The 12962-nt window shown below is 53.0% G+C and carries 8 protein-coding genes; 6 read left to right on the top strand and 2 right to left on the bottom strand.

All coding sequences use genetic code 11. The annotated features are described in order from the left end of the window. The first annotated feature begins 90 nt into the window (after nt 1-90). Genes ACO0LH_RS17230 through ACO0LH_RS17205 form a run of 6 tightly spaced genes read left to right on the top strand, consistent with a single transcriptional unit; the run spans nt 91 to nt 10395 of the window. Complete coding sequence (locus ACO0LH_RS17230; protein ID WP_422942358.1) at nt 91-1686, top strand: DUF2138 family protein; 1596 nt, start codon at nt 91-93, stop codon at nt 1684-1686. Beyond that, nucleotides 1683-2372, top strand: a complete 690-nt coding sequence (locus ACO0LH_RS17225) for a DUF1175 family protein (protein ID WP_422942357.1) — start codon at nt 1683-1685, stop codon at nt 2370-2372. The genes ACO0LH_RS17230 and ACO0LH_RS17225 overlap by 4 nt, the downstream gene beginning before the upstream one ends. A gap of 9 nt (nt 2373-2381) precedes the next feature. Next, a complete protein-coding gene (locus ACO0LH_RS17220) occupies nt 2382-7052 on the top strand; it encodes an alpha-2-macroglobulin family protein (RefSeq protein WP_422942356.1) in 4671 nt (1556 codons plus the stop codon). 19 nt (nt 7053-7071) lie between these two features. Beyond that, nucleotides 7072-8799 carry a DUF2300 domain-containing protein gene (locus ACO0LH_RS17215; RefSeq protein ID WP_422942355.1) on the top strand — a complete coding sequence of 576 codons (1728 nt, stop codon included), beginning with the start codon at nt 7072-7074 and terminating at the stop codon, nt 8797-8799. Further along, complete coding sequence (locus ACO0LH_RS17210) at nt 8796-9569, top strand: YfaP family protein (RefSeq protein ID WP_422942354.1); 774 nt, start codon at nt 8796-8798, stop codon at nt 9567-9569. The genes ACO0LH_RS17215 and ACO0LH_RS17210 overlap by 4 nt, the downstream gene beginning before the upstream one ends. Before the next feature lie 13 nt (nt 9570-9582). Beyond that, the gene (locus ACO0LH_RS17205) at nt 9583-10395 is read left to right on the top strand and encodes a YfaP family protein (RefSeq protein ID WP_422942353.1); all 813 of its coding nucleotides are present in this window, start codon (nt 9583-9585) and stop codon (nt 10393-10395) included. 88 nt (nt 10396-10483) lie between these two features. Here ACO0LH_RS17205 and ACO0LH_RS17200 read toward each other — a convergent pair whose 3' ends face one another. Both ACO0LH_RS17200 and murJ read right to left on the bottom strand, forming a co-directional pair. Next, nucleotides 10484-11218, bottom strand: coding sequence for a DNA-formamidopyrimidine glycosylase family protein (locus ACO0LH_RS17200; RefSeq protein WP_422942352.1), 735 nt, complete (start codon nt 11216-11218; stop codon nt 10484-10486). Nucleotides 11219-11402: 184 nt separating this feature from the next. After that, nucleotides 11403-12956, bottom strand: a complete 1554-nt coding sequence (gene murJ / locus ACO0LH_RS17195) for a murein biosynthesis integral membrane protein MurJ (protein WP_422942351.1) — start codon at nt 12954-12956, stop codon at nt 11403-11405. Between the last annotated feature and the right edge of the window lie 6 nt (nt 12957-12962).

Genomic DNA, 12962 nt, shown 5'->3' with positions numbered 1-12962 from the left:
TACAAAATAATTTTGGAATTGATTGTCATATGACACTGCATTAGATAGTATTCGGGCAACTAAAGGCGTTTTGCACGAAAGGGAAAGCACATGCGTCGTATCTGGATTGTCACTATTGTCACCGCAACGGTCGCGGCGGGCGCGGTCGCCTATCAGTTGAGCAAGCAATGGAAGGATTATCAATATGTTGGCACACGCCTGAAGGTGGATATGGCGCATCCTGATGCGATGATCCGCACCAGCAGCCTGTCGAAACTGCCACGTGATCTGCTGCAAGTACCGATTGCCAAAGATGTACTGACTGAAGACCTGGCCTTTTACTATGAACAAAATGAAGACCGCCTGGGTCTGAATGGTGCCATCAAACGCATTGCCTATGAACATGAACTGGACTGGACAGATAAACTGTACGCCAGTATTTTCAACGAACCGGCTGAAGTCGCCTTCTGGCGCGATGGCAAGGGTGCCTTAAGGCACTATGCCGTAGTCATGCGCCGTGGCATGTTCAGCAAAGTCTTGCAGGAAGCCGCCAAGGCTGCATTAAAGGACGGTCAGCTCAAAAAAGCTGGTGACATCAGTACGCGCAATGGTGACGCCACAGTCCTGGCGCTGGAAATCAATCCGCGCCGTACCCTGCTGCTGATCAGCCAGGGAGAACGCATGGTGGTGTTGTCTGATCCGGGCCTGTTATTCAATGATGGCAATAATATGGTGTCAGAAGCACGGGCAGCAGTTGTCAGCTGGCTGGAAAATGAAGGCAGTCTGTCACAGCAATTTGACTTGAATTCCATCGCAGGCACGTCGGCAGCACCTGCTGGCACGGCCACCCATACCATGGCGATAGGCGCACCTACCCTGGCGATAGGTTATGGTGGTTTTATGTCAGGCTTCAAAGGCTTACGCTTTGATTTTGGTGGCAACTGGTCGACCGCTATCTGGCTTGATGAAAAGAAAGTCAAGCCAGCACAACTGCCAGACCCCACATTGTGGACGGCAGCACCGGCCAATCCCAGTGCCTGTGTAGTAGTACCAGTGGACTGGGCAACCGTAGAAAAAGTCATCAACGATGCAGATGCCAAGCCGGCATTGCCAGCAAAAACATCATTGGCAGCGCTGACTGGTTCTGGCCTCGCTTGCTGGTATCGCGAATCGAATTTGTATTCCCCCGTATTCATTGCGAAATTACCACTCAACACACCGAACCGTGACGCTACGTTACAGGCGCTGGCGACCTGGGCAATTGCCAAAGGCAAGCAAGACATACCAGGCAAGGGCAAAACCAAGGCGAAACCAGATCAGCAGTTCTGGCATAACGCAGATAGCAAGGCAACACTGGCTGCCAGTGGCGACTTCGTGGTGTTTTCGCCTGATGGCAGCCTGGTAGAAAAGGTCGTCGATACGATAGCCCGCAGTAACCCCAGCGTTGCAGACCAAATTAGTGGCACACAGGCCACGCTGGGTCTGATTACCCCTCGCCCTCTGTCAGAAATGGCACAGCGCGAAGTATTGAATGCCCTGGGTGGCCCGGAAGATGCCAACTTCCTGGCTGCCGCCCAAACCCATTTGCCTGCACGCATGAAGGCGCTGGCGACCTACCCGCCCATCCGTCTGGAATTGAGCGGGAAACAAAGTAGCGGCAAAGCCTGGCAAGGTGTGGATTGGGTCGTGCGGGAGAAGGCAAATTGAAACGCCGTGATGTATTAAGCCGTATGCTTACCAGTGCCGCGCTATTGCCGGCTGGTTCAGGCTGGGCGGCATTGACAAGCACCATTGCAAAAAAGACCGACAGCGATGTCACGGCGTCGAAAACCTTGACCCCCTTGCAGTCACGTACCTTTCGCGCCTGGATGACCAGCATCATCGCAGCGCAGTTCAGAACAGGCCCCACCCCACGCTGGCAACAAAGGGATTGCGTTGGCCTGGTGCGTTTTGCCGTGGCAGAATCACTGCGCGATCATGATGAGAAATGGAAGCGCGCAAACGGTATGTCCGGTACAGCTGTGCCACCAGAAATCGTGCTGGAAAATGCCGCGCAGTCCCTGCGTCATCAATGGAAGCTGGCTGACGGTACCACTTCGGCCTATGTCAGCGCCATAGAAATGGTGCAGGAAAATGCCCGTTTTCAAAACAAGGACTGCAATCTGGCCGCCCCAGGTGACCTGCTGTTTTTTGACCAGGGTGATGCCCAGCACTTGATGGTCTGGATGAATTCTTACATCGCCTACCACACCGGCACAGTAACGCCGACCGACAATGGCCTGCGGGCTGTCAAGCTACGCGACCTGCAAGCCTGGCGCGATACACGTTGGCATCCTAGCCAGGATAATCCCAATTTTGCCGGCGTTTATCGCCTCAATTTCTTGTCCGCCTGAAAGCGCCCAATGAGAGCCCATATCAATAAATCCCGTCAATCTTCTTATTATGCCTTCTTTACTGCGTTGTGCGCATTGCTGATTTTCTTGCCCGCCATGGCGCAGGATGCCACACGGGGCACTTCTTTTTTCCTGCTTAGCGACGCAGCGTATGGCAGCAATGACACTGCCATGGTCAGGCTGGAAGCACAGGATCTTGGCCCCATCGCCGAATATGGTGGTGTTGACGTCTACGTATATCGCGTCAAAGATCCGCTGGAATTTTTAAAGGCGCAGAAAAACCTGCACCGCATCGATACCCAGGGCAATTACAAAGGCGCGGGTGTGTCGGATGCATTGGCGCGCACCTGGGATAACTGGTGGGTCGCTTCACGCAAAATGTGGCGCGGCCTGTTTTCTAAAGAAGCCAGACAGGCAGTCACTTCGAAAATGCCCGAAGTACGTCTGCATCCCTTGCAAAAAGCAGCAACACCTGTGACTTTAAACCCACTGTACCAGCCATTAAAAGCGCACAACCTGGTCGACAGTTTCCGTTACCCTGTACATATCGCCCAAGAAATACAGCCGCCCAAAGGTGTCAAACTGGCGGGTAGCAGCAGCGAATTCATCATCTCCCCAAAGGGAAATGTGCTGATACCTTTAGGCAAAAAAGAACCCGGCCTGTACCTGGTCGAAGCCATGGTTGGCAGCTATCGCGCTGTCACACTGGTCTTTGTGTCTGACTCTATCGCCGTCACCAAAGTATCAAGCAAACAGATGCTGACATGGGTGGCAGATCGCCGTACCAGCTTGCCGGTAGAAGGCGCCAAAGCGGTATGGACTGATGGCGCTGGTGTGTTAAGCACAGGCAAGACAGACAGCACAGGCGTAGTCAGTTTCGAACGCGATGCGCCGGAAAAAACCTATCTGTATGGCGAAGACAATAAAGGCGGCGTGTTTGTTGCAGAAAATTTCTATTACGACAGCGAAATCTATAACACCAAGCTTTATGCAGTTACCGACAGGCCGCTGTACCGCCCTGGTGAAACTGTCTACGTGAAATTTTTAGGCCGCACATTCAGTTCTGCCCGGGAATCTGCCCCCATCACCGCAGGTGAATTGAAGTTGCAGGTATTTGATGCAAACGGTTTCCCCGTTGCCGCGCAAACCCTGCAAATGACGCCGCAATCTGGTGGCGATACCGTTTTCCAGTTACCTGACAATGCGGTCGCCGGTGGTTATGAATTGCGCTTTGCCTACAAGGGCAATACCTATGGTGCGGCTTTCCGAGTGGCCGAATATCAGAAACCCCATTTTGAAATCAATGTGCTGGCAGACAAGCCCGACTATAAAACCAATGAAGAAATCAAAGGCAAACTGCAACTGGTTTACCCTGACGGCAAACCTGTTGTCAATGCCAAGGCAGACCTGACAGTCAGGGCACAGCGCCTGACTATCGTTGAGGGTGATCTTGCCTATGCGGGCCAATTTCCGGTGCAGCTGACTACCGCGACCTACACTACCGACAGCAAAGGTTATGTCGATTTCAAACTGCCTGCTGCAACTGAACCCAGCCGTTATGTTTTATCTGTCCTGGCAACCGATGGCGCGGCATACCGTGTACGTGCCACCAAAGAAATTTTGGTAGAGCGCGGTGCCGGCACCTATAGCTTCAAAGCCGAACGTGCCTTTTCTGCTGCGGGTGAAAACGTCAACTTCAACCTGCAGGCCCTGCCTGTACCCGGCAATGTTGCCAGCACCCTTACTGCACCAGCAAGCTGGGATTGGGTCAAACTGGAAGACCGCAAGAAAAGCAGCGGCAAATTAAGCAGCCAGGGCAAACTGGCAATCGCCTTTGCTGAACCGGGTACTTATACCGTATCCCTGCGCGATGGCGCGGGCAATATCCTCGGGGCAACGTCGCATTATGTCAGCGGTGCTGGTGTCAGCGCGCCGCAGGGTTCCATAGAAATGGTATTCGACAAGAGCAGCTACAAGCCTGGCGAAACCGCCAGCGCTCTGGTCACCTTCCCGCAACAAGTCGATCAGGCATTGTTTACCCTGGAACGTGACAAAGTCGAGAAGACCTCGCTGATGGCTGGCGCCAATGGCTGGGTCACAGCCAAGCGCCTGTCCCCTTTGCAGTGGCGCGTTGACATCCCTGTGCAGGAAGACTTTGGCCCGAATATCACCTTCTCTGTCGTCTATGTCAAAGGTGCAGATTATGTATTCCAGAACCTCGGCCTGAAAGTACAGCAGCCACGCATCAACGTAGCAGTAAAGGCCGACAAGGCTGTGTATGCGCCGGGTGAGAAAGTCACACTCGATCTGGCTGCGATGGTCGATGGCAAACCCCTGGCAGGCAGCCAGTTGACTGTCGGCGTGGTCGATGAAATGATCTATGTCCTGCAACCAGAAATTGCGCCTGACATTTCCGAGTTTTTCTATCATCCGCGCCGCAATAATGTCAGGACTTCTGCCAGCTTAAGCTTCATTGCCTATGATCTGGCAGTGCCGCCATCAAAACTGGCCTTGCCTGCCAACGGGCAAACCCAGGAAAGGGCCATCAAGGTATTGGAACGACCACGCCGCGAAGACAAGGACACCGCCTTGTGGCAACCCAATGTAGTGACAGATGCCACTGGTCACGCAAAACTGAGCTTCGTCATGCCCGATTCGCTGACACGCTGGCGCATCACCGTGCGCGCCACGGAAGCCTCAGGTAATGTCGGTCAAAATATCGCCTATGTGCGCTCAGACAAATCCTTCTATGTGAAATGGACAAGTCCAAACTGGATGCGTGTGCAAGATACACCCAACGCCAGCGTCGCCATCTTCAACCAGGGCAATCAGGAAGCAACTGCCAACCTGAGCGTGACTGGTGCCGGTGCCAACAAACAGGAAAGCATCAAACTGAAACCCGGTGCCAACTTTGTCTCGGTACCTCTGAAGCCGAACGGTCTCGACAACAAGGTTGATTTGACACTGTCAGTGGCAGGCAAGCCTGTCGATGCACTGAATGTGCCTGTCAATATCATTCCCGTGCACTGGTTAAGTCAGCGTTCTGTCAGCCTGCCCTTGGCAGGCAAAGAAACGCTGTTGAAGTTGCCGGCTGATGCCAGCAATGTGCAATTGCAGTTTGCCGATAGTGCCAATGCCCAGTTCCGCCGTTTGATGGATGACCTGATTGATTACCCATATGGCTGTGTCGAACAGACATCCAGCCGCCTCATCCCCTATAGCCTGGCTCTGCAATCGACACTGCCAAGTGAAGAAAGGCTGACAGCACAATTGACGCAGCGTCTGTACAGCTACCGCTTCCGTCTGGCACAAATGGCAGGCCCGAATGCCACCTTTGGCTGGTGGAGCGTGCCTGAGAAAAATGGTGATGCCCTGCTGACCACCTATGCGTATTATGCAGACTGGCATGCCAGCCGTGCCTTGAAACTGAGCCTGCCTGACGGCCACTTTGACAAGCTGACTGAAATTTATCGCAAAGACGGTGTCAATCAACCGCTGTGGCATCGTGCCCTCATGCTGTACTGGATGCAGGATATGGGTTTGCCAGTACGCTCGCTGGCCGAAGCCTTGAGCGAAGAATTGGGCAACAAGGCCGGCGCAGCTGCCAAACCGGCAAATGCAGGCAACCGCTCTGTCATGTCCAGCCTGGTATTTGGTAACCAGGGTGATGACGTGCAAAGCGCCATGAGTACTTTGCTGGCTGCTTATGTGGTACAGCAAAGCAAGGGCAATCTGACAGCCGCGACCACTGCGGCTTTGCCAGATGCGGCGCAACGTGTCCATCAGGCTGACCTGCCTTTGGGTGAATCTTTGCTGATACTGACGGGCAAACGCCCTGCCAGCGATGCGGCAGCCGTATTGGAACGTGTTCGCGCAGAGTCCCCTACCATAGACCGTGCCTTGAGCCTGCTGTGGACTTACCGTGCCATGGGCGGTGGCAGTGCTGGCAAGTCTGGCGCCAGTGACCCAATTCTGCGTAATAACATGGCCAAAGTGGAACTCGAAGCCGGCTGGCAGGCGAGAGAAACTGCTACCGGTCAAAACGTCTACCGGTGGACCGGTACAGCCACAACACCCGTGCCGACCGCAATCAGGCTGGCATCTTCACCAACGACAGGCATGGTGGCAATTGCCCAGTTCGATAGCCGCGAACCGGAAAAAACCAGCCTGCCAGTCAGACTGGAACGCCGTCTCTATAAACTGGTCGCTGAAGCAGCCAGCAACACCAGCACGAAAGATGCCACAGGCAAGGTCACTACCGTGCCAGGCAAGGCAGGCTTCCGTATGGAATTGCTGGGCGATGGCGCGGTATTAAAAACCGATGAAGTCTATCTGGATGAAATCACACTCACACGCACTTCTGGCCCAGCCCTGAACTTTGGTATCGTCGAAGTAGCACTGCCACCGGGTACGACGGCTGACCGCTCTACCTGGGGCATCAATATACGCGCACCTGGCGGGCAAACCATGGAAGCGCTGGAACGTGCACGTTACGAGCAAACCTTGCGTGGTTATTCCGTGCCTGTAGATACACTGGATGGCCCGGTAGTCATACGCCATCTCGTCAGGGCGGCGCAAACCGGTAAATTTGCCTTGCCAGCGGCGCGCTATTACCGCATGTACCAACCAGATCAAAAAGCCTTTGAGGACAAACCACGTGCCTTGCTGGAAATTCGCTAAACGTTTTCGACGACATGCCGTGACTGCCTGCGCAGTCAGCATGGCAGCGATTGCTCCCTTGTCTGCCTATTCAGCAGACGAGGGTAGCGTGGCATGGCTGCGCGACGGCAAAGTGGAAACCCGTCCGCTGCCAGCGAAAGACTTCCCGGAGACAAAAGAGGCGAAAGATATCAGGGACAGCAATGTGTCAGATAAAAAAGTCCCACTGGGCAGCCTGTGGAAATTGTTTACCTACGCCTATCTGACAGACAGTCATGCACAGGAAACTGCTTTTACCTGTAGTGCAAAAAATACCCAGACCAAGGCAGAACAGAGCGAAGAGCGTTATTGTTGCGAACCCGGCGAAAAAGTCGAACGTGACGCCGCACTGGCACGCTCTTGTGCTCCCTACTTTTCACCCGCGAGACTGGGCTTGACAGAAAAACCCTGGGTTGCTTATTGGCAAAGTCGCAGCAAGATAAAATGGTTGCAGCACTATCAAAACCTGCAGCCTGATACCCAGGTCAGTGTCAGGGAATTGCTGGAAGCCCTGGCCAGTTTTTCACCAAATGCGCGCGCCGCCGCCAGAACCGCCTTGCTGGAAACCAGTCTGGAAGGCTATGGCCGTGAAGCCTGGGCCCAATTGGGTACTGGCATACGCTACAAGACCTATTCCTGGCATCTGGCCGATAAAACTGCATTTGGTGGCGCTGCTGGCTGGCTGGCAGACGGTACGCCGTTCTGGTTTGGTACCCGCGGCTCAAGCCGGTCAGCTCTCAGCAACTGGGCGCCAATATTGGCAAGCACTTTGCCATTACCGCGCTGGGCCAACATAGGCAGCATCGAAAATACGGGCGACGATGTCAGTTGCGTCGATGTGGATTTTTTTGCGCGCTATCCTTTGCGCGAAGTTTCCATCTTATCGGCCAACGCCATTGCGCCAGCCAAAGCCGGTACACTGAGCGGCAAATACCGTCTGCAATTTGGCAATGGCAATGCCCTTGATATCGTCAGCAATGGCAACCTCAATTTAAGCCGGCCTGCTGGTGCCGTGCCACAAATCAGTGGTCGCTTCAGCATCAATGATTATGTCGCCCGCGTAGTTGACCGCGAAGGTGATGCCACCATCGTCGAAGCGGCCCGCAGCCTGGCCATCGTCGTACGCAGTTATCTGGTCCAGAACGCAAATTTTGAACGCGGCTGCTGGCATATTGCCGACGCAACCAGCCGCCAGCGTGTCAGCCCCAACCCACCAACCGAAGCGGCACTGGGTGTGGCCTGGTTTAGCAATGACTTGATACTTCAGGGCGTCAATGTGCGCTATCACAATGACATTGCTGCCACGAACCGCATGTCACTGAAAGACGCCATCAGCAAAGCCAGCCAGGGCTGGAATTTCGAACGCATACTCGCCAGCAGTTTCCCGCAAGCGACAATCAGCAGCATGAATGGCAAATCAGATTGCGCTCCATTAGGAAGCGCCCAGGCATGGCTCAGCAATGCGGCAGGCAAATGGCAAGCCATTTTAGGTCGTGAACCTGGATTTGAAAACCCGGAAACTATGCCCGCAGTATGTGAGCTCAATCACGGCAACCCCTATTCCGATCAAAAACGCATGCGCATTTACGTTCGTGGCTGGCGCAGCCTTGATGAACGTATCACTCTGGCACATGAATATTTGCATCTGGCTTTGCGATTTCATCCGAATGGCGCTAACGAAGTCTATGTTGAAAAACTGGCACGCCGACTGATAGAGGGCACGACATGAAGTATTACAAACACTTGATTTACCTTTGCCTGGTCTCAGGCAATATCGCCTGGGTGCCTGCGGTACTGGCAGATAACACGGTAGAAACACCGCGTGGTGGCTGGCGCCATACCAGCAGCGAGGAAGCAGGATTTAGCCAGGTAGTCAACTATCCTGCATCTTCAGTCAACACCCTGGGCCAGCCTGAGAGCGCACTGATCAAGGGGCGTATCACTGGCGCACCTAAAAAAGGACCAGGCAAACTGATCGTCAATGGTGTGAATATGCCTTTGTCGATCTCGGAAACGGGTGATTATTCCCGTCCTTATTCATTTGGCGCAGGTTCCAACAGTGTAGAAGTTCGCGCACCGGGTGGTGGCGACACCAGACGTGTACAGTTTTATGATGCCAATGCAGGCAAACCCCAGGCACGCCTGCGCGTGGTGCTGTCATGGGACAGCGATGGCACCGACCTTGACCTGCATGTCATTTCACCCGATGGCCAGCATGTGTTTTACGGTAACCGTGTCGTGCCAAATGGCGGCGCACTGGATGTTGATGTGACGACTGGTTACGGCCCTGAAATTTATGCCAATACATCCCCGCAAAAAGGGGTATATCACGTCTATGTCAATTACTACGGCAATGGTGGCGATGACAAAGCCGTGACTATCGCCAAGGTCGCCATCATCAGCGAAGAAGGCAAGCTATCTGAAAAGCAGCAAAGCTTTCAGGTACCGATGCGTAAGGCTGGTGAACTTACCCTGATCAAATCATTCAGTTACCCTTGATGTAAGACATATCATGAAACCGTTTTTAATTATTTCCCTGTTCCCGCTGGCTATGGCTCTCAGCACTGGCAACAGTTTTGCTGCAGATCAGCCACAAGAAGGCGTGACCCTGAATGGCCCACGAGGTGGCTGGAATTATGCCGGTCTGATAGACCGCTCAGGTGAAGCACGCTCGTCTTACCCCGCGCCTCCCATAGACCGGGGTATGCAACGCAACCGTACGCTTATTGAAGGTCATATACGAACCGCTGGTAAACAGCGTGCTCATACACTGGTGGTGAACGGTAACCCCATGGTCTTGAACTATGGCGAAGATGGCCGCTTTGAACGTCACTATGCTTTCGGCAGCGGATCAAACAATATAGAAATCAAGACCCCGGATGGCAAAAGCGCCCAGCGCGTGCAATATTACGAAGCCAATTCCCAGCAGTTGTCACCGCAATTGCGTATCATTTGCTCATGGGATGCACCGGAGGCTGAAGTGGATCTCCACATCATCACACCCGACGGGCAGCATGCATTTTACGCTGCCCCCATATTAAAAGGCGGTGGTGGACTTGATGTAGACAGCGTTGATGGCCCTGGCCCGGAAATGTTCACAACCATAGATCCTGCGCATGGCGCCTATCATGTGTTTGTCAATTACTGGGGTAATTACAGCGAAGCTGGCTATAACTTCGATGAAAAACAAAGAAAAAAACCGATCATCACTACCCGTGTGACGCTGGTGTTTTATGAAAACACGCCGAGAGAAAAACGCGAGAGTTTTGTTGTTCCTTTGCGCAAGATCGGCGATTTGAATCTGGTGAAGTCATTCATGTTTTAAAAACCGCCCTGCTTTGGTATCAGGCAGGGTCTGGCTTTTAAAAAGCCCGCAGAAATTCAAAGATTTTCACCACAAAAATTAAAATGCCTCAGCCATATTTCTTTTGGCAGCGTTCGCAATAAAAAGCCCTGCGCTTTTTCTGACCGAGATGCGCTTTCATGAACGGGATATGACAACGTGGACAGATCTTCCTGGTATGCGCCAGCCAGTGCTGTTTCAGGACAAAGGCTTTTTTCCATTCAAGAAACTCAAAGCTGTATTGCCTTGCCTGCACAACCAGTTCTGACAATTTTGCTGCGGACAAGTTGCCCACAGTGGAAAGCGGATGCAGGCGGATTCTGAACAAGACTTCATTCTTGATGATATTGCCTACACCAGAAAAAATATCCTGTTCAAGCAAGGCGTCGCAAACGAACATGGACGGGTTTGCCCGTAATTTTTTTCGTGCGGCGGCAGCATCCCAGTTGTCTGACATGACATCAGCGCTCCAGTCATATTGATCATTGATATCGCCTTCAAGATATTTGATGGAACAGGTATAAAAATTCAATTCCTCTCCATCCTCAAATGACAGGCACAGACGAGGAATAGCATCCTTGCGTTCATTCATACGATAACTGCCAAACATCAGCAGATGAATGCGTATCGTAAAATGCTCGAAAACAATCAGAAAATGCTTACCCCAGGTACGTAAGGCCTTGATCTTCTGATTTGCCAGGCGCGACATATCCAGTTTCGCATTGCCATGTGCGCTTTTCACCGTCTTGCCTGAAAAGCTGCTGGCGGTTTCCTGCAATATACGGATAGACGGGCCCTCGGGCATACTGGCTCCTATGAGAGGTTTTTTACATATCGCCAGCTTGCTTCGGATAAGGTGGGTGCGCTATAGGAAATCGCTGATAGCGGTGTGGGAATCAATGCATCCTTACCGATTTCCCTTTTAAAAAACAAGAGCACTGCTTTTGCGGCAGTGCTCTTGTGCGGATAGTTCAGGGTTTATTCAAAAATCAAACCCTGGTCACCTTCCTGAAATCCCGTGGTCTGAAACCCATGGCTATCAGTGCTGCAAAATAAGTAATGGCACAGGCAATCAGTACGAGGAACAAAGCACCCACACGGCGTATCGGTGTGCCACGCATTTCCAGCCAGTGGAATTGCTGTGATGTCCATAACGCCACCCCGGCCATCAATATCAAGGCCGCGAACAACTTGAACAGAAACATTGGCCAACCCTTTTTGGGCTGGTAAATGCCACGCTTGCGCAAGCCCGTATATAAGAAAATCGCATTGACGCAGGCGCCTAAGCCAACCGACAAGGCCAGGCCCGCATGAGCAAAGTAAGGCACAAATACATAATTCATGGCCTGGGTTGCCAGCATGACGGCAACCGCAATTTTCACTGGCGTGCGTATATCCTGTTTGCCATAAAAACCTGGGGCCAGTATCTTGACGACGATAAGGCCAAGCAAGCCTATGCCATAGGCGACCAGTGCGTTGGAAGTCATCTGCACGGCATGCGTGCTGTATTTATTATGATGATACAAGGTCGCTGTCAGCGCTTCGGGTATGGTCGCCAAACCCACCGCAGCTGGCAGGGCAAGTAAAAAGGTCAGACGCAAACCCCAGTCCAGCAAGGCTGAATATTCTGTCGCATCACCATCAGAATGGGCTTTGGCAAGGCCGGGTAACAGGATGGTGCCCAGCGCCACGCCCAGCAGAGCCGTGGGAAATTCCATCAGCCTGTCGGCATTGGCAAGCCAGGTAGTACTGCCTGTCGCCAAGTTCGATGCAATGCTGGTATTGATGGCAATACTGATCTGGGTGGCTGACACAGCCAGTATCGCCGGCACCATATTACGCACAATACGGCGCACGCCTTCGTCCTGCCAGGCAGTGTCGACACGAAAACTAATGCGCGGCAACATGCCGATCTTGACCAGTGAAGGGACTTGTATTGCCAGTTGCAATACCCCGCCGACAAAGACAGCGATTGCCAGGGCATAAATCGGTTGCGCCAGAAACGGTGCCAGAAACAATGAACCAGCGATCGAAGACAGATTGTATAAAACCGGGGTAAACGCGGCCACCTTGAATTCACGCCAGGTATTCAATATGCCGCCCGCCAGGGCAACCATGGACATGAACCCGATATAGGGGAACATGATGCGCGTCATGACGATGGCGGCATTGAATTCGGTAGCCTTGCCTACATAGCCATTGGCCATGAAATACAGCAGGACAGGTGCACCGATGATACCCAGTACACAGGTCAGTAGTAGCGTCCAGGTCATCAGGGTAGCGACATGGTCTATCAGGTTTTTGGTCGCAGCGTCGCCCTGTTTGTTTTTATATTCTGCCAGGATGGGGACGAATGCCTGTGAGAATGCCCCTTCGGCAAACATGCGCCGCAATAAATTGGGAATGCGAAAGGCGATGTTGAAAACGTCCGTGTAGGCATCGGCACCAAAGCGCGTGGCGATCAGCACATCACGCGCCAGCCCGGTGAGACGAGACAACATGGTCATGCCACTGATGGCAGCAAGGGTTCTTAATAGATTCATGGTGCG

Source organism: Undibacterium sp. TJN19 (assembly GCF_049339485.1).
In the GTDB taxonomy this organism is placed as follows: domain Bacteria; phylum Pseudomonadota; class Gammaproteobacteria; order Burkholderiales; family Burkholderiaceae_D; genus Undibacterium.
The sequence above is the reverse complement of the archived record's forward strand: the minus strand, read 5'-3'. Positions and strand labels throughout refer to the sequence as shown.

Coding starts and splice junctions, on each gene's coding strand:
- ACO0LH_RS17230 (WP_422942358.1), top strand. CDS start 91: ATGCGTCGTATCTGGATTGTCACTATTGTCACCGCAACGGTCGCGGCG.
- ACO0LH_RS17220 (WP_422942356.1), top strand. CDS start 2,382: ATGAGAGCCCATATCAATAAATCCCGTCAATCTTCTTATTATGCCTTC.
- ACO0LH_RS17210 (WP_422942354.1), top strand. CDS start 8,796: ATGAAGTATTACAAACACTTGATTTACCTTTGCCTGGTCTCAGGCAAT.
- ACO0LH_RS17205 (WP_422942353.1), top strand. CDS start 9,583: ATGAAACCGTTTTTAATTATTTCCCTGTTCCCGCTGGCTATGGCTCTC.
- ACO0LH_RS17200 (WP_422942352.1), bottom strand. CDS start 11,218: ATGCCCGAGGGCCCGTCTATCCGTATATTGCAGGAAACCGCCAGCAGC.
- murJ (WP_422942351.1), bottom strand. CDS start 12,956: ATGAATCTATTAAGAACCCTTGCTGCCATCAGTGGCATGACCATGTTG.